The organism is Mesorhizobium sp. M7D.F.Ca.US.005.01.1.1, from assembly GCF_003952545.1.
Lineage (GTDB): Bacteria > Pseudomonadota > Alphaproteobacteria > Rhizobiales > Rhizobiaceae > Mesorhizobium > Mesorhizobium loti.
This window is the reverse complement of sequence record NZ_CP034453.1, coordinates 2185426-2205023: the sequence shown is the minus strand read 5'-3', so window position 1 is coordinate 2205023 and position 19598 is coordinate 2185426. Positions and strand designations below refer to the sequence as shown.

At 60.4% G+C, this 19598-nt stretch carries 20 protein-coding genes and 6 pseudogenes; 13 read left to right on the top strand and 13 right to left on the bottom strand.

What is annotated here, in order from left to right:
* The first annotated feature begins 29 nt into the window (after nt 1-29).
* On the top strand, nt 30-1739 hold the full coding sequence (locus EJ076_RS10625; protein WP_126067766.1) for an HAD-IIB family hydrolase: 1710 nt from the start codon (nt 30-32) through the stop codon (nt 1737-1739).
* Nucleotides 1740-1792: 53 nt separating this feature from the next.
* Here the strand turns inward: EJ076_RS10625 and EJ076_RS10620 are convergent, their stop codons facing one another.
* From EJ076_RS10620 to EJ076_RS10605, 4 genes are read right to left on the bottom strand one after another with little or no spacing between them, the layout of a single operon-like run.
* Complete coding sequence (locus EJ076_RS10620) at nt 1793-2254, bottom strand: RidA family protein (RefSeq protein WP_126067765.1); 462 nt, start codon at nt 2252-2254, stop codon at nt 1793-1795.
* A gap of 23 nt (nt 2255-2277) precedes the next feature.
* The gene (locus EJ076_RS10615) at nt 2278-4557 is read right to left on the bottom strand and encodes a xanthine dehydrogenase family protein molybdopterin-binding subunit (protein ID WP_126067764.1); all 2280 of its coding nucleotides are present in this window, start codon (nt 4555-4557) and stop codon (nt 2278-2280) included.
* A gap of 3 nt (nt 4558-4560) precedes the next feature.
* Complete coding sequence (locus tag EJ076_RS10610) at nt 4561-5583, bottom strand: xanthine dehydrogenase family protein subunit M (protein WP_126067763.1); 1023 nt, start codon at nt 5581-5583, stop codon at nt 4561-4563.
* A gap of 1 nt (nt 5584) precedes the next feature.
* The gene (locus EJ076_RS10605) at nt 5585-6202 is read right to left on the bottom strand and encodes a (2Fe-2S)-binding protein (protein ID WP_126067762.1); all 618 of its coding nucleotides are present in this window, start codon (nt 6200-6202) and stop codon (nt 5585-5587) included.
* A gap of 164 nt (nt 6203-6366) precedes the next feature.
* Between EJ076_RS10605 and EJ076_RS10600 the strand changes: the two genes are divergently transcribed.
* From EJ076_RS10600 to EJ076_RS10580, 5 genes and pseudogenes are all read left to right on the top strand, one after another.
* Nucleotides 6367-6537 (top strand): hypothetical protein, encoded by a 171-nt coding sequence (locus EJ076_RS10600; protein ID WP_126067761.1) that lies wholly within the window; start codon nt 6367-6369, stop codon nt 6535-6537.
* Nucleotides 6538-6866: 329 nt separating this feature from the next.
* Nucleotides 6867-7841, top strand: a complete 975-nt coding sequence (locus EJ076_RS10595; RefSeq protein ID WP_245463003.1) for an HlyD family secretion protein — start codon at nt 6867-6869, stop codon at nt 7839-7841.
* Between the two features lie 11 nt (nt 7842-7852).
* Nucleotides 7853-9433 (top strand): annotated as a pseudogene (locus EJ076_RS10590) (DHA2 family efflux MFS transporter permease subunit).
* Nucleotides 9434-9509: 76 nt separating this feature from the next.
* Nucleotides 9510-9827 carry a plasmid stabilization protein gene (locus EJ076_RS10585; protein ID WP_109672689.1) on the top strand — a complete coding sequence of 106 codons (318 nt, stop codon included), beginning with the start codon at nt 9510-9512 and terminating at the stop codon, nt 9825-9827.
* A gap of 21 nt (nt 9828-9848) precedes the next feature.
* A complete protein-coding gene (locus EJ076_RS10580; RefSeq protein ID WP_126067759.1) occupies nt 9849-10292 on the top strand; it encodes a PPC domain-containing DNA-binding protein in 444 nt (147 codons plus the stop codon).
* Between the two features lie 28 nt (nt 10293-10320).
* Here the strand turns inward: EJ076_RS10580 and EJ076_RS10575 are convergent, their stop codons facing one another.
* Entirely contained in the window at nt 10321-10929 is a 609-nt protein-coding gene (locus EJ076_RS10575; protein WP_126067758.1) for an isochorismatase family cysteine hydrolase, read from the bottom strand.
* 190 nt (nt 10930-11119) lie between these two features.
* Between EJ076_RS10575 and EJ076_RS10570 the strand changes: the two genes are divergently transcribed.
* Nucleotides 11120-11515, top strand: a complete 396-nt coding sequence (locus EJ076_RS10570; protein ID WP_126067757.1) for a GFA family protein — start codon at nt 11120-11122, stop codon at nt 11513-11515.
* A 25-nt stretch (nt 11516-11540) separates the two neighbouring features.
* A pseudogene (locus EJ076_RS10565) lies at nt 11541-11961 on the top strand (HD domain-containing protein).
* A 43-nt stretch (nt 11962-12004) separates the two neighbouring features.
* Here EJ076_RS10565 and EJ076_RS10560 read toward each other — a convergent pair.
* The 3 genes from EJ076_RS10560 to EJ076_RS10550 all read right to left on the bottom strand — a co-directional run bounded on the left by EJ076_RS10560 (nt 12005) and on the right by EJ076_RS10550 (nt 12890).
* Nucleotides 12005-12412: a DUF427 domain-containing protein gene (locus EJ076_RS10560; RefSeq protein WP_126067756.1), complete on the bottom strand. Its 408-nt coding sequence runs from the start codon at nt 12410-12412 to the stop codon at nt 12005-12007.
* 39 nt (nt 12413-12451) lie between these two features.
* Nucleotides 12452-12634, bottom strand: a complete 183-nt coding sequence (locus EJ076_RS10555) for a hypothetical protein (protein WP_126067755.1) — start codon at nt 12632-12634, stop codon at nt 12452-12454.
* Nucleotides 12635-12701: 67 nt separating this feature from the next.
* The gene (locus tag EJ076_RS10550; protein ID WP_126067754.1) at nt 12702-12890 is read right to left on the bottom strand and encodes a DUF2934 domain-containing protein; all 189 of its coding nucleotides are present in this window, start codon (nt 12888-12890) and stop codon (nt 12702-12704) included.
* A gap of 168 nt (nt 12891-13058) precedes the next feature.
* Between EJ076_RS10550 and EJ076_RS10545 the strand changes: the two genes are divergently transcribed.
* Nucleotides 13059-13415, top strand: a complete 357-nt coding sequence (locus EJ076_RS10545; protein WP_245463002.1) for a hypothetical protein — start codon at nt 13059-13061, stop codon at nt 13413-13415.
* Nucleotides 13416-13534: 119 nt separating this feature from the next.
* Nucleotides 13535-14115, top strand: a pseudogene (locus tag EJ076_RS10540) (MgtC/SapB family protein).
* A gap of 146 nt (nt 14116-14261) precedes the next feature.
* Here the strand turns inward: EJ076_RS10540 and EJ076_RS10535 are convergent.
* Together EJ076_RS10535 and EJ076_RS10530 are read right to left on the bottom strand one after the other, a co-directional pair.
* Entirely contained in the window at nt 14262-14825 is a 564-nt protein-coding gene (locus EJ076_RS10535; protein ID WP_245463001.1) for a hypothetical protein, read from the bottom strand.
* Between the two features lie 425 nt (nt 14826-15250).
* A pseudogene (locus tag EJ076_RS10530) lies at nt 15251-15439 on the bottom strand (IS5/IS1182 family transposase); the annotation flags it as partial.
* A gap of 112 nt (nt 15440-15551) precedes the next feature.
* Here EJ076_RS10530 and EJ076_RS10525 point away from each other — a divergent pair.
* Entirely contained in the window at nt 15552-15806 is a 255-nt protein-coding gene (locus EJ076_RS10525) for a hypothetical protein (protein ID WP_126067752.1), read from the top strand.
* 422 nt (nt 15807-16228) lie between these two features.
* Nucleotides 16229-16651 carry a response regulator transcription factor gene (locus tag EJ076_RS10520; RefSeq protein WP_126067751.1) on the top strand — a complete coding sequence of 141 codons (423 nt, stop codon included), beginning with the start codon at nt 16229-16231 and terminating at the stop codon, nt 16649-16651.
* 294 nt (nt 16652-16945) lie between these two features.
* Here the strand turns inward: EJ076_RS10520 and EJ076_RS10515 are convergent.
* The 3 genes and pseudogenes from EJ076_RS10515 to glmS all read right to left on the bottom strand — a co-directional run.
* Nucleotides 16946-17222, bottom strand: a pseudogene (locus EJ076_RS10515) (alcohol dehydrogenase catalytic domain-containing protein); the annotation flags it as partial.
* A gap of 111 nt (nt 17223-17333) precedes the next feature.
* A pseudogene (locus EJ076_RS35735) lies at nt 17334-17450 on the bottom strand (addiction module antidote protein, HigA family); the annotation flags it as partial.
* 37 nt (nt 17451-17487) lie between these two features.
* On the bottom strand, nt 17488-19311 hold the full coding sequence (gene glmS / locus EJ076_RS10505; RefSeq protein ID WP_126067750.1) for a glutamine--fructose-6-phosphate transaminase (isomerizing): 1824 nt from the start codon (nt 19309-19311) through the stop codon (nt 17488-17490).
* On the opposite strand from glmS, the gene EJ076_RS10500 reads away from it, so the two are divergent.
* Nucleotides 19282-19497, top strand: a complete 216-nt coding sequence (locus EJ076_RS10500; protein ID WP_126067749.1) for a hypothetical protein — start codon at nt 19282-19284, stop codon at nt 19495-19497. The two genes, glmS and EJ076_RS10500, sit on opposite strands and share 30 nt — an antisense overlap.
* The last annotated feature ends 101 nt before the right edge of the window (nt 19498-19598 follow it).

The following is a 19598-nucleotide window of genomic DNA, read 5'->3' as shown; positions in this document are numbered from 1 at the left end:
GCGAACCAGAACCGTGAAGGGTTGGCAGAATGTATTTCATTGCGTTGGCGACGGACTATGACGGCACTTTGGCTCATGACGGAATCGTCGCCAGGAAAACGCTCTCTGCCCTCAAGCGGTTCAAGAAAAGCGGCCGCAAGCTCGTTCTCGTCACCGGGCGCGAACTGCCCGATCTCAAGCGCGTCTTCTCAGAGGTCAGTCTCTTCGACAAGGTCGTCGCCGAGAATGGAGCGCTGATCTACACGCCGGCCAGCGAGGAAGAGCGGGTGATCGCCCCTTCGCCTGAGCCCAAATTCGTCGCCAGACTGAAGAAACAGGGCGTCAAGCCGTTGTCGGTCGGCCAGTCGATCATCGCGACCTGGGAACCCCATCAGGCCACGGTGCTCGAGGTCATCAAGAAGATGGGCCTCGAACTGGAAATCATTTTCAACAAGGGCGCGGTGATGATTCTGCCGAGCGGCATCAACAAAGCTACCGGGCTGGCTGCCGCCCTTCAGGATCTTCGTCTTTCACCGCACAATGTCATCGGCGTCGGCGACGCCGAAAACGACCACGCCTTCCTGCAGGCCTGCGGCTGCAGTGTCGCCGTCGATAATGCAATTCCAGCGGTCAAGGATACAGCCAACTTGGTCATGCGTGGCGCACGCGGCAAAGGCGTGGAGCAGCTGATCGACAATATGATCAAGCATGATCACGCGATCGTATCGAGGCGCCACGACGGTATCGTTCTCGGATCGGCCGGCGGCGACGAGATCTATTTGTCTCCGACCGACACGGTCCTCATCGCCGGCAGTTCGGGCATCGGCAAATCCACCTTGGCCACCGCGCTGACGGAGCGCTTCGTCGAGAGCAAGTTTCAGTTCTGCGTCTTCGATCCCGAGGGAGACTACGACGGCCTCGAGGGCGCCGTGCGGCTTGGTGACGGATCAAGCGCACCGACAAAGGCGCAGGTGCTGGATCTGATCGCCAAGGCCGACAGCAATATCGTCGTCAATGGACTGGCGCTGCGCGTCAATGAGCGACCTGATTTCTTTGCCGACCTGCTGCCCGGCCTCGGCAGTTTTCGCCGCCGCACCGCAAGGCCGCATTGGCTCGTCATCGATGAAGCGCATCATCTCCTGCCCAAGCGGCGCGACGATACGCGGGCTGTCCTGTCACTGGAATTGCCGGGCACAATCCTGATCACTGTTCACCCCGAGGCGATCTCGACCGACGCGTTGCGCCTGGTGACGGCTATCATTGCGCTCGGCCCCAAGGCGAAGGACGTGGTGAAGGTCTTCTGCCATGAGACAGGCATTGAGGCACCGAAGGCCATCCCAACTCCCAAGGGCGCACGCGTGCTGTTCTGGCGGCCGCAGGCAGGCAAGAAAGTCAAAACGGTCAAGGTGATCGAGCCGCGCCAGTCCCTCAAGCGGCACAGCCGCAAATACGCCGAAGGCCAGCTCGATGAAGCAGGCAGCTTCTATTTCCACGGCCCTGACAATGCGATGAACCTCAGAGCCCACAATCTGACGATCTTTGCCCAGATCGCTGAGGGCATCGACGACAAGACCTGGGAGTTTCATTTGCATGCCGGCGACTATTCCAAATGGTTCCGGCATCAGATCAGGGACAAGGACCTCGCACGCGAAACGGCCGAGGCGGAAGAGGACAAAACACTATCCGCTGAGGAGAGCCGCAAGCGCGTGCTGGATGCCGTTCGCCGCCGTTACACGGCGCCAGCCACAGCGCCGGAATGATACGCGAGAGCCAAGGGTAACTAAGCCAGCGCTATTGCACGCGGAAACTCTATTCAATCAGGCAGCGCCGCCATCGCGACAATTTCAACAACAATGTCGGCTTGCGCAAGCGCCGCAACCCCGATCACCTCCGAGGGCGGCGGGTTGTTATAGCTACAGTGCTTCGGGCAATGCTCGGCAAAGAACTCGTCCAGCACGTCCAGGCGAAAATTGGGAGAACTCAGAACGCCACCATCGGGAAACGGCCCCTTGATGAAGAAGGTGAGCCGGATGAGGTAGTCGAGCGCGCTACCGAGTTCTTCCAGATCTGATTTGATGTTCGTCAGAATGGCGCGCCACTGTGCCGCTGCATCGCCAGTGAAGCCGCCTCCCTTCTTTCCGGCTGGATCATAATCGTCGGCGGTTGCCGTGTTTCCGCAAAGGTAGACAAATCCATTTGCTCCGCTGACGACCGTGCCTTTTCCCCACGGCATCAACCTGCCGTTTTTGAATTTCTTATGGGTTACGAGTTCCACTTTCAGTCCAATGCCCCAAATCGTCAGTCTATCAAATCGTCGATCCTGATTGGCAGATCGCGGATGCGCTTCCCGGTGGCGTGATAGACCGCACTTGCCACGGCGGCAGCTGTTCCAACGTTGCCAAGTTCGCCCAACCCCTTGACACCGGCAGGATTGACCTCGTGATCGACTTCCGGGACGAGGATCACGTCGACCTGTTTGATGTCCGCGTTGACCGGCACCAGATAGTCCTGCAGGTCGCGGTTGACGTAGCGCGCGTGCCGCCGATCGATCTCCGTTGCCTCGTGCAAAGCCTGGCCGATCCCCCAGATCATACCGCCCATCAACTGGCTGCGCGCGGTGCGCGTGTTCATGATGCGCCCGGCAGCAAAGGCACCGACGATGCGCGGCACCCTGACCTCACGGGTGTAGCGATTGATGCGCACTTCCACGAACTCGGCGCCAAAGGCATATTTGACCGAATCCTTGTCTCCTTCCCCACCATGAAATTCCGGCTGTCCGGCATAGAGCTTGCTTAGTGCCTCCGGCGAAGAACCCTTGGGCGCAAATTCGGCATATTCCTCGATGGCGCCGACCCGCATGGCCTTGAAGACATCGGCCAGCTTTGCCGATTTGCCAGTCTCCGCAACGACTTTCCCATCCGCCATATCCAGTTTCGCATTGGCCGAACCGGCAAGGGGACCATCGTTGCCGGCCGCGGCCGCGAACAGCTTGTCGCGTACGGCATCGCAGGCCTTCATCACCGCCGAGCAGACGCTGGCTGTCGAAATCGAGCCGCCCGACACCGGGGCCGGCGGCAAGGCGCTGTCACCCATCTCGACGCTGATCTTGTCCATGCCGACTCCTAGCCTTTCGGCCGCCATCTGGCCGGCGATGGTGCGAACGCCGGTGCCGATTTCATGGGAGCCGCATTGGACTCGAACCTCGCCGTCGGCTGTCAACCTAACCCTGGCAGCGCAGGGTGCGACGGCGGTCGGATAGATCGCGGTCGCGCATCCCATGCCGACCAGCCAGTCGCCGTCACGCATCGAGCCGGCCTTGGGCTCGCGTTTCGCCCAGCCAAAGGCCTCCGCGGCCTGATCGTAGCACTTGATGAGCGAGCGGCTGGAAAATGGCTTGCCGCCGATCGGTTCCTTGTCCGGCTCATTGATGCGGCGAAACTCGACAGGGTCCATGCCAAGCGCAACGGCTATTTCATCCATGGCATTCTCAAGCGCATAGACGTAAGGCGTTTCTGGTGGTGACCGCATGTATCCAGGCGTGTTGCGATCGGCGTGGACCAACGAAACATGCGTCAGGACGGAGCCGTAGTTGTACATGCGCGCGGTGGCGGACGTGCCACCGACGACATAAGGGTCAGGGCGTGACGTCACCTCCCAGCCCTCATGTCCGAACGCCGTGATGCGGCCGTCCTTGCCGGCGCCTATGCGGATCCGATGCCGCGTCTCGGCGCGATAGGTCTGCGTACCGAAGGCCTGTATGCGGCTGACGACGCAGCGAACTGGACGACCAATTCGCCGCGCGGCGATGGCGACGATGGCCGTGCGGGCCGTCATCGGTCCCTTCGAGCCGAAGGCCCCGCCGATATAGGGACTGATGATTCGAACGTTGGCGGGGTCGAGCTTCAGCTGGCGTGCCAGTTCCACCTTCCAGCCGGTCACGTTCTGCGAGGGCTCGTGTATCGTCAGTTGATCGCCCTGCCATATCGCCGTGGTCGAAAACAGTTCGATCGGATTGTGGTGCTGGGTCGGCGTCGAATATTTTTCGTCGATCTTCACAGCCGCCTCCGCCCAGGCGGCGTCGAAGTCGCCGGCTTTTGCATCCTCCTTCAACATCGGGCTTTTGCCGGCAGCCGGCTCCACCTTCACGCCTTTTGACTCGAAGGTGGCGCTGGGTGGTTCGTCCTCATAGTCGGCGTGGATCAACGTGGCTGCTTCTTCCGCCGCCTCAAAGGTCTCGGCAACGACCAGAGCGACGATCTGGCCATCGTGGAAAATCGTCTTGTCGTGCAACGGCCCGATCGAACTTGCGCCGGTGTTGCCGAATTTCGGTTTGTCGGTGTTGTCCATGTCGCCATAGCTGACGATGTCCAACACACCAGGTACCGCCTTGGCGTCTTGCGTATGGAGTTTGGACACCCTGCCTCGAGCGATGCTGCTTGTGACAAGGGCGCCGTAGGCGACGTTGGCCGTGGCGATGTCGGCGGGATAACTGGCCTGTCCGGTAACCTTCAGCCGGGCATCGATACGGACAACGGGATCGCCCTGATTGTCTTTGGGAGTTGGCGCGGCTTGGTTCATAGGTCAGACCTTCATGTCACGGGTTTCGAGCAGCGCCCGCACCAGCGTGCGCTTGCCAAGCGGTATCTTGAACGCGTTGTGTTCGCGCGGCTTGGCATCGGCAAAGGCGACATCGGCGGCGGCTTGGGCCGCGGCCTCATCAAGCACCTTGCCCTTGAGCGTGTCTTCCGCCGCGCTCGCACGCCATGGTACGGTTGCTACACCGCCAAGAGCGATGCGCGCACTCCTGACCGTGTCGCCGTCCATGTCGAGCGCGACAGCCGCGGACGCCAGCGCAAACGCGTAGGATTCGCGATCGCGTATCTTCAAATAGCGCGACCTGCTGCTCCATGGCGCGAGCGGCACTTCGATCGCGGTGATGAGCTCGTCTACCGCGAGATCCGTTTCGATGTTCGGCGTCTCGCCCGGCCGCCGATGCAGCTTGGCAAAGGCAAGCGTGCGTCTTCCTTGCTGGCCTTCGATGTCGACGGTTGCGCCGAGCGCAATCAGGGCTTGCGCGAAATCGCCGTGGTATGCGGCAATGCAGGCATCGCTGGTGCCGAGAACCGCATGCTGGCGGTTGAACCCTTCCATCGCGGCGCAACCGGAACCTGGCTCACGTTTGTTGCATGGCCAGGAGGTTTCACGGAAATATTCGCAGCGCGTCCGCTGCAGCACATTGCCGCCGAGGCTCGCCATGTTGCGAAGCTGGCCGCTGGCGGCGAACTTCAGACTTTCGGCCAGGAGCGGACAACGACGCCTGACATCCCCGTTGTCGGCTGCTTCACTCATGCGAACCAACGCCCCGAAGCGAATGGCATCATCCTCTATCCTGATCTGCCGCAAGGCGGGTTCGACGAGAGTGTTGAGATCGATCAATCGCTCCGGTTGCGCGACACCGAGCTTCATGTAGTCGGCCAGATTGGTGCCACCGGCGATAAACTGCGTGTTGGCCGCAGTCGGCGGACTCTGCCCAGTATCGGCATGGGTCGCGATGTCGACCGCTGAGGAGACGCTGGTTGGGCGTTCATAGACGAAGGGGCGCATCCTAGGCCCTCCTGATCTCGTCGCGGGCCTGGACGATCGCCGCAACGATGTTCGGATAGGCAGCACAGCGGCACAGATTGCCACTCATATATTCGCGAATATCATCTTCCGACCCGGCATGGCCTTCGTTGATGCACCCGATGGCGGACATGATCTGGCCCGGTGTGCAATAGCCGCATTGAAAGGCATCGTGATCGACAAAAGCCTGCTGGACCGGATGCAGTTCCCCGTCCGTCGAAACCAAGCCTTCCACGGTTGTGATCTCGCGGCCCTGGTTCATGATGGCGAAACTCAGGCACGAGAGCACCCGCTTTCCATCGACAAGAACGGTGCACGCGCCGCATTGCCCGTGGTCGCAACCTTTCTTGGTGCCAGTCAGGCCAATATGATCGCGCAGAGCGTCAAGCAGGCTGGTGCGATTGTCGAGCGCGAGGTTGTAGGGCTGTTTGTTGATACGCATTGAAACCGCCGACAGGTCGCGCGGTCCGGCCGGTTTGGCGGACGTTGGCTGGTCAGCGCTCTTCGAGGAATTGACAAGCGGCATTGCCGCTACCGCCGAAACAGAGGCCGTCATGAACATGCGTCTGCTCAGGCCACTGGCAATTTTGGCTTCGGACATGGCTGGCTCCGGGCTGGCTGGGTCTCAAGCGGACCCAACCAACCGCAAAGATCAAAGTTCCCTCCTCACGCGCCTGTGATCAATTTTTTGTTGGCTGCATCGACGCATCCGGAACTTCACCTGCCGGGCGATGGTTGTCTTTCGAAAGCACGAGAGAAACGATCATGGGCGATGATCGGCATGACAAGAACAGTGACAATGGGCGTGTATTCTCGGCGGAGCGGGCGCGGCAGGGTGAGATCATCCTGCGAACACGCACACGTCGAATCATCTTCATAGCCGGGTTGGTCGGCATCGTGATCCCGGCGATCGTGATCAGGTTCGCAATCGGTTGAGTCGACTTCACCCGGCGCGAAGCCGTTATCGGTCGTCAGGAACCTTTTGCGAGCGGCTGTCGTTGACTCGCCACTGCCAAAACGGTCGACACCTTCCTGAGAGTTCTCCCGTGGACGCGAAAACCCAAACCAAAGAGCCTGCCGAAACCAGCGACACGCAGGGTACGTCGCGCAGGGCCAGATCAGACGCCTCGCCAAAACGCAGGGAAGATGCGGGCCGGGTTGACGCTACGAAGAGCAAAACGCGTGACAACGACGCCGAAGAACCAAAGCCCAGCCTGCTGCGCTTCCCACGACGGCACCCCTACATATCCATCGCGATCTTGCTCGTGCTGTTCCTGATTGCCTTGGGGCTGGTCTTGTGGTGGCTGAACGCCCGCCAGTATGAATCGACTGACGATGCATTCATCGATGCCCGCACGGTGACGATCGGTGCCGAGATTTCGGGCCGCATCACCGATGTCGCGGTCACCGACAACCAGCCGGTGAAAGCCGGTGACGTGCTCCTGCGTATCGACGACAGCGACTATCAGGCGAGCCTCGCGGAGGCGAATGCCGGCGTGGCTTCCGCCCAGGCCGGCATCGTCGATGTCGAAGCCCAGATCGAAGCACAAAACGCCAAGATCGATGCGGCACAAAAGCAGGTGGCGCAAGCCCAGGCCGCGCTCGATTTTGCCAAGGCTGAGGACCAGCGCAACCGCGAGCTGCTGGCCAAGGGAACCTCCACTCAACAGCAGGCCGAACAGGCCGCTTCGACGCTGCGTCAGGATCAGGCGGCCCTCGACAGCGCTGGAGCAAACGTGGCTGCCACGAAAAGCCAGGTCACTGTTTTGCAGGCGCAGGAAAAGAGCGCGCAAGCAAAACTCAATCAGGCCAAAGCCACTCAGGAGCAGGCGCGCACCACACTGTCGCGCACCACCATCACCGCGCCGGTTGCCGGACGGGCAACCAGCATCTCGGCGGCCATCGGGACGTATGCTCAGCCCGGCCAGGTGCTGATGATGTTTGTTCCCGACGAAGTCTGGGTGAAGGCCAATTTCAAGGAAACGCAACTCGACCTGATGCGGCCGGGACAGTCGGTTGACATCGAGATCGACGCCTATCCCGAAAAGGCCTTCCACGGTCGCGTCGACAGCATCCAGGCAGGCAGTGGCACGGCCTTCAGCCTGCTGCCGGCCGAGAACGCCACGGGCAATTTCGTCAAGGTGGTGCAGCGCGTGCCGATCAAGATCGTCTTCGACCAACCGCCGGGCGTGCTGCTCGGTCCGGGCCTGTCGGTTGTACCGACAGTCAAGGTGAGATGAGCGCCGTCGAAATGGCCGGTGGCGCGAGCGAAAGCCGGTCCGCCGCCGGTGGCCGCAACCCCTGGCTCATCGCGGTCATCGTCTCGATCGCCACCTTCATGCTGGTGCTCGACACCTCGATCGCCAACGTCGCCCTGCGCAACATCGCCGGCAGCCTGGCGGCGGGAATGGACGAAAGCACCTGGGTGATCACCACCTATCTGGTCGCCAATTCCGTGATCATCCCGGTCAGCGGCTGGCTGGCCAGCGTCATCGGCCGCAAGCGCTATTACATGTTTTGTGTGGCGACCTTCACCATAGCATCGCTGCTGTGCGGGTTGGCGCCCAACCTGGAGATGCTGATTGTCTTCAGGATCCTGCAAGGCCTTGGCGGCGGGGGCATGGCGCCCAGCGAACAGTCGATCCTCGCCGACACCTTTCCCCCGGAAAAACGTTCGCAGGCGTTCGCGCTGTATGGCATCGCCGTCATCGTCGCGCCGACCGTCGGGCCGACCATCGGTGGCTGGCTGACCGACAATTTTTCCTGGCACTGGATCTTCTTCATCAACGTGCCGTTTGGCATCATGTCGCTTGCCCTCGTGCAGTGGCTGCTGGTCGAGCCTGATGTGCTCGAACGCGAACGGCAGGAACGGTTGAAGGGCGGCCTCCGGATAGACTGGGTCGGGTTCATCCTGGTCGCCACGGCACTTGGCTGCCTGGAGATCTTCCTTGATGAAGGCCAGCGTAACGACTGGTTCGCATCAGGTTTTATCACTACCTTTGCCGCGATTTCGGCGATCTCATTTTTGCTGCTGATCCCATGGGAGTTCAGTCACCGCGATCCGATCGTCGACATCCGCCTGCTGTTCAGCCGTCAGTTCGGCACGTCGTTCCTGGTGATGATGGCGGTCGGCGCCGTGCTGTTCAGCACCACACAGTTGATGCCGCAGCTGCAGCAGACCGCTTTCGACTATACGGCGACCCTGTCGGGCCTCTCGATGATGCCGGGCGGCATCGCCATGCTGATGCTGATGCCGATTTCGGGATTTGCCGCCGGCGTCGTGCAGCCCAAATATCTGATCATGATGGGCATGTCCGTTGTGGTGGTCGCGCTGTGGCATATGACGTCGCTCACCCCGGACGCTAGCTTCCGCTTCTTTGCCTTTGCGCGCATCTTCCTGATGATTGGCCTGCCGTTCCTGTTCATCCCCATTTCGACGGCCGCTTACGTCGGCCTTGTTCCGCAGCAGACCAATCAGGCGTCGGCGCTGATCAATGTTGCCCGCAACATCGGCGGCAGCATTGGCGTGTCGCTATCCAACACGGTGATCGCTCAGAACGCGCAGCTCCACCAGGCAAACCTTGTCAGTCATACGGCACAATCGTCTCCTTAATACCAACAGGTGCTGCGTCAGGTGACCGAGCATTTCGTTGCCCAGGGATCGACTATGCTCCAGGCCAAGCAACAGGCCGTCGGCTGGATTGGGCAGTTGATCGCGCGCCAGGCTTCGCTGCTCGCCTATGTCGACGTCTTTCGCTACTGCGCAATCGTGACGGCGTTGTTTGTCCCCCTCGCCTTGCTGCTGCGGTCTCCAAAGCCTGACAAGCGCTAGCTGAAATATCGTCGGCGCCGGAACTCTCTAGCCGGCTTTTTCGTTCAGGCCCTATCCAACAAAGGGAGAAACAATCATGCCACGCGGTGACAAATCGAAATACACCGACAAACAGGAACGCAAGGCCGATCACATCGCAGAAGGCTACGAGAAGCGCGGGGTTTCCGACAAGGAAGCCGAACGGCGCGCATGGGCGACGGTCAACAAGGATGATGGCGGCGGCAAGAAGGAAGGCGGCTCCGGACGAGGTGAGCACACAGGCAATCCGGCGGCACACAAGGGCGGTAGAATCGGCGGCAAGGCATCGGCGTCACGCTCAGCTGCAAGCCGATCGGAATCGGCCAAGAAGGCCGCAGCCACCCGGAAACGGAACGCCGAACACCGCGCCCATTGACTGGTTGCTCGGAGCATCAGCATGAAATCACAACTCGTCAACGAGGTCAGCGGACAAAGGACATTCGTCGTGGTGCTGGACCTTGGCGAAGAAGCATTCGCTGGCCTTACCGGCTTCGCGGTCGACCATAAGATCGGCAGCGCTTCCTTGACCGCCATCGGTGCGTTCGAACGAGCGACCGTCGGCTGGTTTGACCTGAAAGCGAAGACCTACCGCAAGATCCCGATCGACGAACAATGCGAAGTGCTGAGCGCGATCGGCGATATCGCGCTGGGCGACGATGGCAAGCCCAGCGTGCATGTCCATGCGGTGCTCGGATTGAGCGACGGAACCACAAGAGGTGGGCACCTTCTTGAAGGCATCGTTCGGCCAACGCTGGAAGTCACGCTGGTGGAAGCCCCAGGCCATCTACGCCGCAGCAAGCGTCCGGAACTCGGGGTTGCGCTGATCAACCTGGACGCTTGAGCTTCAAGGAGCGGTCGGCAGGGCGGGTTCACGTCCAGTTCGAGAGAACCGTCTCCATCTCGACTGTCTCGACCTGCTGCGCAAACCGCTGATGATAGACGGTCAGCAGCGCGTCGTGGGTTGCGTCGGAAGAGCTGCACAGGGCGTCCGTGACCAGAACCACGCGATAGCCGAAATCGATGCCCCCGAGCACGGTTGCCAGAACGCATACATCTGTTTCGCCACCCGTGATGACCAGTGTATCGATATCGCGTGCCATCAGAAGAGCTCTGAGGCTCCCTTCGAACCAGGGCGAGTAGATGTGCTTGTCGATGATTGCGGCTGGCGGGCAATAACCGGCCAATGACGGCAACAGTTCGGCCATTTCGGGTCCGATCGTCTCGATCGTCATCGAAGCCCAACGCTCGTAGTAGCGCTTCCACGTGCCGACGCCCTGCCCCGCCTTTCGGGCGGGCAGGAACCGCGTAAAGACCGTCTGCGGTGCGCGTCTTTCGACCAGTCTTTCGATTTGTGGGAGGACACGGGTGATCCAGGGTGTTGCCCATTGAGACGGCTCGGCAAACAGCCTCTGCATATCCACGCAGACATGCATGCATCGATCGCCAAGGGGACCATAGGCCAAGCCTGGCATCGACATCAGCGCGTCTCCAACCGGCAGTATGTGTCCACGACAGCTTCCTAGCAAAGACACGCAACGCCACGTGCCGGGACTGGTTCCTGAGATGGCACCAGGAACCGACGCAAATGCGTGGCGTTTCCGCTGAGACGAATGGAGCTACTCGCATGAAACCACGCGACGGGGGCCGTAAATCAGCCGGGACACCAACATGGAACTGAGCGGAGGATGTCTCTGCGGCACGGTCCGCTTTCGCGTTGGAGGCGAACCGAGAGTGCATTACTGCCATTGCGACATGTGCCGGCGAGCGACTGGCAGCGCCTTCGCGGTTCTGGCCTGGGTGCCTTCTCAAAGCGTCGCCTGGATCAATGCGACGCCAACCTATCGCAGGTCCTCGCCGATCGCCCAGAGGGGGTTCTGCTCCTCTTGCGGATCGCCGCTCAGCCTTTCCTATGACGCATCGCCCGGCGAGATCGCGCTGCATGTTGGAACGTTCGACGATCCGGCCCACCTGGAGCCGCGCTACAACTATGGGTCGGGGCAGCGACTTGGCTGGGTTTGCTGTGGAATAGAGCTGCCGCACCACGATACCGAGGAGCGATGGTGAAACCATTGCCTGAAGAGGAAGCCAGATGAGCATCTTTTACCGCGCGGCCACGATCGCGGAAGAGGTCCATGCGTCGCAACGCGACAAGACCGGGCAGCCTTACATCGAGCATTGCCGACGTGTCGTTGATGCTGTCGAAACGATGGATCAGAAGGTCGTTGCCTACCTTCATGACGTGCTGGAAAAAGGCGATGGCTGGGACGCGGACCAAGCTCGAGGAAGCGGGCTTCGGTCCGACGGTCGCTTCTGCTGTCGACGCCATGTCGCGCAGGGATGGTGAGGATTATTTCGCCTTCGTGCGACGAGCCGCATCGAACCCGCTGGCGCTGCCGGTGAAGCGTGCGGATCTGGAAGACAATGTCTGGCAGGCGCGACAAGTTGGGGCATCGACTGTCAAATACGAAGAGGCACTACGCATTCTTGATGAGGAGTTTCCGCGGCGCTAGCATACCCGAGGCCTCAGCCCGGCCCGGTGTGCGCACGAGCGATCTACTCCAAGACGTGGGGCGTATGCCGCTTGTCTTCCGACGGCTCGACCTCAATGCGCGCCTTTTCAGGATCGAACGCGCCGTGGCCCGCGATTGCCCTCGCCGCAGTGTCGGGAGTTTCATATGCCCACATGAAATCGTCGGCCGAGCTTCCTACGGCATGGACGCGCCAGTAGCTGGCGGTGCCTTTCATCGGGCTTTCGCTCGTGGTGTCGGTCTTTTCGAAAAGGTCGAAATAGATATCTTCGAAAGGGATGTAGAAGACAGGCTCACATCCCTCTTCCCGCAGCACCTTGGCTCGGTCCGTGGCTGCGACTATGGCGTCTGAAAATCGTACCGTCACCGTGCCGGCAAAGGGCTCTATGGCCAGTCGGCCCGGATGGCGTGTCGTTGCGACTGAAGCTTGCATATTGGTTCTCCTTGCCAATAGGCGTTATGAGATCGAAGGTCATTTGCTCGCAGGCACGGTAGCTGGCTGATCACCGCCAGTCGTGGACTGTGGCCTGGCATCCTGATCCACCTGCGGGTTCTTGTTGACCGCGTCGGTGTTGGCTTTCATCGGCTCGGTGTTGTTGTCGCAGGCAGCAAGCGTGAGACCAGCGACCAAGATCAGCAATGACAAGGTTTTCATTGTCGAGGCCTCCTCTGGTTGATATTGACCAACGAAGCTTAGGCGTATTGGTTGCCTGGCTTGGTCTTCAACCGCTGGTGCTTTTCGAGCCAACTCCAACCATCGGATCGGCCACTTCGCGCTCGGCCTCCGGGCCTTCCGCCTCTATTTCCTGCACGGCCTGGTCCCAGTGTTCCTCCTCTCGTCCGGCCGGACGGCCCTCGCGCTCCCAGATTTCATAGGCTCGCCGTTTTATGCGCTCTTCCCTGCTGTCCATGACTCGATCCTCCGATCCATAAGTCTCAATTCCAGATGATATTTTTTGTTCCCTTCGGCCGCTGCCGAAGCCGCGATCTTGGGCAAGGCGCTTGTGGATTGCGCGAAGAACGCGCTTGGTAATTTCCGTACCGACATTTCTTCGTGACACACCGACGCCGGCGGATTTATGAATCTGGCCATCGATCGGGGCCCCGGCATGTTCCTCTCCGATCCCATTGCCTGGGCAATGCTTGGGCTGTTGCCCGAAAACAAGGTGACGCCCATGCGGGAATTGCCGAAAGACATTGATGCCGATGTGGTGATCGAAATCGGCAAGCTGCTGGACGACAGCCCGCTTTTCGTCCCGGTGCGGGTTCATGAGCTTGCGATCCGGGTGCGGCAGAGGGTGAAGACCGGTCTGCCGGATCTTTCGATCGAAGAACTGATCGTGGAGATGGCCGCCGTACGCCAACTAGCCATGGCCTTTGATCTGCCAGGATCGGAGAACGTCGTGCGCATCCCGTTGCGCCGCCCGCGCCGCTAGTACTGCGGATTTCAATTTGCTACCGCCGTTGCGAGAGCGCCCCGACACGGCTCGGGAACCTAACGCGCGCCCCAGAATTGGATTGCACGACAATCGACCTTCCAATTCGGTTCCGTCCAATGCCTCTAAATCCAGACTGGCAAGATATCGCGGCGCGGTTGGTTTTGACTGTGCTTGCCGCTGCGATGATAGGACTTGATCGCGAAGCGCGCGGTCATTCGGCAGAACGACTATCCTCGTCGGACTGGCCGCCGCCCTCACGATGGTCCAGGCAAATATTTTGCTGGGAGTTGGCGGCAAGAGCCCCGACTCCTTTGCCTCGATGGATGTGTTGCGCTTTCGGCTTGGCGTGCTGACCGGCGTCGGCTTCATCGGCGGCGGCGCCATCCTTCGTCGTGGCAACCTTGTCAGTGGGGTCACCACGGCCGCGACTTTGTGGGTAATGACGGCGATCGGCTTGGCATTCGGTGGTGGTCAATACGGATTAGGCGCAGCCAGAACGCTGCTGACCTTGTTGACGGTTCTCGTTTTGAAATGGATCGACGTGCGTATTCCACGCGACCATCGTGCTGAACTGGATGTCGCATGCAAGGATGGAAAGGCGGACGATCTACCCGAAATCGTCAAGCCGCTCGGCTACCGGGCGCGGTTGGTCGGGCTTGAACGTGGCCCGGATCGCGACGACGCGGTGTTTTCCTGAAATTGGCTGGACCCGGCCGGACCGTAGCGGCCCGCAACGGATTTGCTTGCATTGATCGATCAGCACGCCGAAATCAGAAAGTTCCAGTTGGTCCGCGAGCCTATGCACTGATGGACTGCGTTATGCGCTGGTGAAGACGTGGTCGTTCAACGCACCGCTGCGCGAAGCGCTGATATGAAAAGCACCAGCAACGCCAAGGCATTGAGGCCGGCGGCGATGGCGTGCGAATATTCCCACTGGCGCCGCAGCAGCTCCCAGTTTTCGGGCAGAACGGTCCAGTTCCGGGTTGCCTGGTTGATCGGATAGGTCAGCGTCCAGAAGGCAAGTTGGGTGGCACCGATGCTGATGAAGGCAAGGACAACAAGGCCGAAAGCCCCACCTGACCGGTAAAGCAAGACTGCCAGGGCGGCTGTGGAGAGCAATGCCCCGAGCACGACGATGCCGAACAGGCTCCAGCCATCATAGGCGCGTTGCGCGGCCAGATAGCTCGTCCCGTCGAGCTTCATCTTGTTGAACATCGAGAAGAAGTGCGCTGCGGCCGGGACAAAGGCCAATGCGACGAAGATGAAGCTGATCACCCTCAGACCATAAATTGCCATATCCAGTCTCCTCTCCAACCAGAGAGCTAGGGCAATCGACGAGGTTAACCAGCCGCAGGCCTCTTGGACGGCGCCGTCCCGATCCATTGATCCCGGCGCGGTGCCGTTCACACCTTGCCCACCCCCCGGGCACCGGGTGATCGGCATCCCGGACGCCAAAGATTGATCACCCGCTATCATTATGTTAGCATCACCTAATGAAAAGTCCGACGTATACTGTCTATTCGCCTCCGGTGAGCGGGCTCCCCTTCCTGGCTGTCGCCATAGTCGATGGCAGCACGGTGGCGATTCCATTCGACACTCGAGCGCAAGCAGTGGAACACAACCGCACTTCTTCCGAGCGTCTGGAGTTGACGCAGCCTTTGAGCCGCCGGCAATAGGGTAGAACCCCGCCGCCCCATTCACGGCCGCGGCGCGGCGCCCCTAGGGATCGCGGGACTTGCTGAGGCGTTGGAACCCCTGCAGCTCCTGCCTTGCCAGTTGTGGCGCTACCCGGCCATAGCGCATACAGCCATTTGAGTTGCAGTGGTGGCGGCGACAGATGTGCTGTCGATCATCTGGATGTCGCCGTCATGCGCGGCCGTAACGGCGTCCATCAGCCGGTCCCACAGATCTGCTTTTCGTCATCGCACGAAGCGGTTGTAGCACGGCACGCCTCTCGGCCCGTTGGGCAAGAGCGGCTCGATCACATGCCACTCGAAGTCAGTCAGATCGTATCGGCGCATGGGCAGTCTGAATCACAAACTGGCGGAACATGAAAGCTCCATACTTGCGCGAGCACGGTCGACGCGGACATTATGCCAGTCGCTGCATACGGACCTGTGAAGAGGTAGCAAGATGCAATACGCGACGGGGCAGAAGATGAAAGTTGGCGACGAGGTAGTCGCCGATGGCATGAGAGGCTTGATTGTCTGCGATTTTGATACCCGCGAGTTTGCAGTAGGCTATGACACTTGGGACATGCCTACGACCGAAATGCTCGGCGGCGGCACTCTGTCATCCGGCGTCATGATCGAAACCGCCGCAGCGGGCATGATCCACTATGTGGAAGGAAGCGGCGTGATCGACCACATCTCATCCCAAAGCCGGTAGCCGGCAAACCGCAGCCCTCCTAGCTCGCCTGCCCGGGTTTATGAGTTCATGGCCTAGCAGATTGGACGTGCTGAAATAGCTGGACTACCACCTATTGGTACGGTGCAATCGCCCCGTTGGTCTCTTATTCTTTCTTGTCCGGTTCCTCGAAATGGATCGTGGCTCGTTCGCGACACAGCGGTTCGCGCTGCGAGCCGATTGTAGCGATCATGGTTGCGCCCCGCGTTGACTGTTGTGTGGCTCCGCCGATCGCGATGCAAGGATCGCGCGAAAAGGAGTTCGCATGTCAAACCCCGTTTTTGGCTTTGTTACTCAGACGCTGTACGCGCGGGTTAGCGAACTCAAGGGTAACCTGACAGCTTGCGGTGTGTCGCCGGGACTGGCCTGCGCATTGCATTGCCCCGGGGCTAGGTAGCGCGACAATGTATTCGGTTGTCCTCGCTGACGATCATCCTTTGCTGCTTCGCGGATTGCAGGGTGTGCTGAAAGCCGCGCCGGATTTCAATGTGCTGGCAGCAACGGCGAGCGGGGTGCAAGCGTTATCGCTCATTAGCGATCTCCGACCCGATCTGGCCGTGCTTGATGTCTCCATGCCGAATGTTGGCGGGCTGGCGATTCAGCGAACCGTTCTTCAGGAGCGGTTACCGGTGAAGGTAATTTTCCTCACCGCATCTCTAACAGGCCGCCAGATCGCGGACGCAATTTCAATGGGGGTATGGGGCATCCTCTTAAAGGAATATGCCACCGAAGTACTCTTGGACTGCATGCGGCAGGTCGCAAGCGGAGAGAAGTGGCTGCCCCCGGAGCTAGTAGCCAGGGCAACGAGCGCCGGGCCATGCCCATAATCCTCTGCGGTCCGCGGATCTCTTCATGAGACTTTCGTACGCCTGACGGCGCCCGAACACTTCAGCATCTCGGTCATTCAGGCTGATTCTCAATGATGGAACGGCGGCATTCACTTTTGCCGTTTTTTTGTCGGACGCCAGGGTTCAGACATTCATACGGCCGCTAGTGCTGGATGGTTGTCTGTGGCGTTCGGTCTCACCGTGGCTGGGCTCTGCTTCTCCTGGCTAGCAGAACCGAGGATCATCTTGTTGACTTTACGCTGACGACAATCGCTGCTTATTGTTCATTTTTCACGACCTGCACTGCTGGCATTCGGGCGTGTGGAGCGGGATGGCGTGATCGCCCTTCTTGAGCATGGTGACACCTTGCCGACAACGAAGGTGGCGCCCTCATGGCCGAGGATCGCCGGAAACAGGCCTTCGAGATCGGCGACCGACATCGTGAATTCGCCGGTGTGGCAGATGCCGATCGCCTTGATCTCCACCAGCACCTCGCCTCGCGCGGACCGTCGAGATCGACCTCCATGATCTCCACCGGCTTTCCGGCAGCGACACTGGCGCGGGTTTTCATCTTTCTCTCCCAATGAGTGTTCTGCCGAGCCGAAACGCAGGCGCCTTCTGATCAATATGCGGCGACCTTGGTGGCCCGGCGGGGAACCCCCAACATGGCGGTAAAGCCCTTGATGCGTTCGATACGAGTGCCTGGAAGATTGAGCTTCACCAGCGCGCCGGCACTCATGCCGAGCGGGACGAGATATTCTTGAAGCAGGAATGCTCCAGGATGAACTGGACTGCGGATGTCATGCGGCCCTATCTCCCAATTTGCGACGCAAAACCTACTCCACCGTCACCGATTTCGCCAGATTGCGCGGCTGGTCGACGTCGGTGCCCATGAACACGGCGGTGAAGTAGGCCAGCATCTGGATCGGCAGCGCGTAGATGATCGGCGATATGATTTCCGGCACGTCGGGCAGCACGATCGTCTCCATCGTCTTGACGCTGGTCAGCGCCGCACCCTTGCTGTCGGTGATCAGGATGATCTTGCCGCCACGCGCCGCCACTTCCTGCATGTTCGACACGGTCTTTTCGAAAATACGGTCGTGCGGCGCGATGACGATGACGGGCATGTTCTCGTCGATCAGTGCGATCGGGCCATGCTTCAGCTCGCCCGCGGCATAGCCCTCGGCATGGATGTAGGAGATTTCCTTGAGCTTCAACGCGCCTTCCATGGCCAGCGGGAAATTGGTGTCGCGGCCGAGATAGAGCACGTCCTTGTAGCGCGAGAGTTCGCGCGCGATCCGTTCGATCTGCTCTTCGAGCTTGAGCACCTGGTTGGCATAGCGCGGCGCTTCCGAAAGCGCGCGCACCAAGGCCTTCTCTTGTTCTTTCGAGATCGTACCCCGCGCCACGCCAGCCCGCACGGCTAGCGAAGCCAGGACGGACAGCTGGCAGGTGAACGCCTTGGTCGAGGCAACGCCGATCTCCGGTCCGGCCAGCGTCGGCAGCACGACGTCGGATTCGCGCGCCATGGTCGATTCGCGCACGTTGACGATCGCGCCGATCTTCATTCCCGCCTTGCGGCAGTAGCGCAGCGAGGCCAGCGTGTCGGCGGTCTCGCCCGATTGCGAGATGAAGAAGGCCGCATCATTCTTCGACAACGGCATTTCACGGTAGCGGAATTCGGAGGCGACATCGATGTCGACCGGCAGCCGCGCGTAGCGCTCGAACCAGTATTTGCCGATCAGGCCTGCGAGATACGCCGTACCGCAGGCAGAAATCGCCAGCCGGTTGATCTCTGCGAAATCGAAAGGCAGGTCGAGCGGCTTGGAGACGCCGCCGACAAAATCCAGATAATTCGCCAGCGTGTGCGAGATCACCTCGGGCTGCTCATGGATTTCCTTTTCCATGAAATGGCGCCGGTTGCCCTTGTCGACCATGAAGCTGGTCGACAGCGACTGCTGGCGCTTGCGGTCGACCTTTTTGCCGTCGATATCGAAGATCTCAACACCGTTGCGGCGCACCACCGCCCAGTCGCCATCTTCGAGATAGGTGATCGAATTGGTGAACGGGGCGAGCGCGATGGCGTCGGAGCCCAGGAACATCTCGCCATCGCCATGGCCGACGGCCAAAGGCGGGCCATTGCGGGCACCGACGATCAGGTCCTCGTCGCCCTTGAACATGATGGCCAGCGCAAAGGCGCCTTCCAGCCGCTTCAGCGCCTGGTGCGCGGCCTCGACCGGCTTCAGCCCCTTGGCCAGTTCGCGCGCCACCAGATGGGCGACGACTTCTGTGTCGGTCTGCGACGAGAAAGAATAGCCGTCGCGGATCAGCTCGTCGCGCAGTCCGGCGAAATTCTCGATGATGCCGTTGTGGACGATGGCGACGCCGTCGGAAAAATGCGGATGCGCATTGGTCTCGTTGGGCACGCCATGCGTCGCCCAGCGTGTGTGGCCGATGCCGATCGTGCCGGCGAGTGGATCGTCCTTGAGCCGGCGCTCGAGATTGATCAGCTTGCCTTCGGCGCGGCGGCGGGCAAGCTGGCCATGCTCGATGGTGGCGACGCCGGCCGAGTCATACCCGCGATATTCCAGCCGCTTCAGCGCGTCGACGATGAGCGGCGCAACCTGCGAATGGCCGACGATTCCAACAATACCGCACATGGCCTCGTCCCCAATAGCCAGCATTATCCGGGCTTATTGCCGAAAACCACATTACCCATCCTTGATTGCGGGCTGATCGTTCGTTTGGAGGAGCCTGCCGATTTAATCGGAACTGAAATGTCGTGCTTGAAATCCGAAGAGGCCGAGAGGGCGCAGCTCCAGGCAGCAGGCCTGCGCAATCGCTGAGGCAGCCCGCCCCGGCGAAGAGTGTTCGTTTGAATGATGCGCGGCCGCCAGCCGAGGCGCAGTTTGACCCAGCCGGCAACCACGACACATCCCCAACAGCC

What these genes read in the sequence shown, in the direction of transcription:
- EJ076_RS10625 (WP_126067766.1), top strand. Translation starts at nt 30, where the DNA reads ATGTATTTCATTGCGTTGGCGACGGACTATGACGGCACTTTGGCTCAT.
- EJ076_RS10615 (WP_126067764.1), bottom strand. Translation starts at nt 4,557, where the DNA reads ATGAACCAAGCCGCGCCAACTCCCAAAGACAATCAGGGCGATCCCGTT.
- EJ076_RS10610 (WP_126067763.1), bottom strand. Translation starts at nt 5,583, where the DNA reads ATGCGCCCCTTCGTCTATGAACGCCCAACCAGCGTCTCCTCAGCGGTC.
- EJ076_RS10605 (WP_126067762.1), bottom strand. Translation starts at nt 6,202, where the DNA reads ATGTCCGAAGCCAAAATTGCCAGTGGCCTGAGCAGACGCATGTTCATG.
- EJ076_RS10600 (WP_126067761.1), top strand. Translation starts at nt 6,367, where the DNA reads ATGGGCGATGATCGGCATGACAAGAACAGTGACAATGGGCGTGTATTC.
- EJ076_RS10585 (WP_109672689.1), top strand. Translation starts at nt 9,510, where the DNA reads ATGCCACGCGGTGACAAATCGAAATACACCGACAAACAGGAACGCAAG.
- EJ076_RS10580 (WP_126067759.1), top strand. Translation starts at nt 9,849, where the DNA reads ATGAAATCACAACTCGTCAACGAGGTCAGCGGACAAAGGACATTCGTC.
- EJ076_RS10575 (WP_126067758.1), bottom strand. Translation starts at nt 10,929, where the DNA reads ATGTCGATGCCAGGCTTGGCCTATGGTCCCCTTGGCGATCGATGCATG.
- EJ076_RS10570 (WP_126067757.1), top strand. Translation starts at nt 11,120, where the DNA reads ATGGAACTGAGCGGAGGATGTCTCTGCGGCACGGTCCGCTTTCGCGTT.
- EJ076_RS10560 (WP_126067756.1), bottom strand. Translation starts at nt 12,412, where the DNA reads ATGCAAGCTTCAGTCGCAACGACACGCCATCCGGGCCGACTGGCCATA.
- EJ076_RS10555 (WP_126067755.1), bottom strand. Translation starts at nt 12,634, where the DNA reads ATGAAAACCTTGTCATTGCTGATCTTGGTCGCTGGTCTCACGCTTGCT.
- EJ076_RS10550 (WP_126067754.1), bottom strand. Translation starts at nt 12,890, where the DNA reads ATGGACAGCAGGGAAGAGCGCATAAAACGGCGAGCCTATGAAATCTGG.
- EJ076_RS10545 (WP_245463002.1), top strand. Translation starts at nt 13,059, where the DNA reads ATGAATCTGGCCATCGATCGGGGCCCCGGCATGTTCCTCTCCGATCCC.
- EJ076_RS10525 (WP_126067752.1), top strand. Translation starts at nt 15,552, where the DNA reads ATGCAATACGCGACGGGGCAGAAGATGAAAGTTGGCGACGAGGTAGTC.
- EJ076_RS10520 (WP_126067751.1), top strand. Translation starts at nt 16,229, where the DNA reads ATGTATTCGGTTGTCCTCGCTGACGATCATCCTTTGCTGCTTCGCGGA.
- EJ076_RS10500 (WP_126067749.1), top strand. Translation starts at nt 19,282, where the DNA reads ATGGCCGACGATTCCAACAATACCGCACATGGCCTCGTCCCCAATAGC.
- glmS (WP_126067750.1), bottom strand. Translation starts at nt 19,311, where the DNA reads ATGTGCGGTATTGTTGGAATCGTCGGCCATTCGCAGGTTGCGCCGCTC.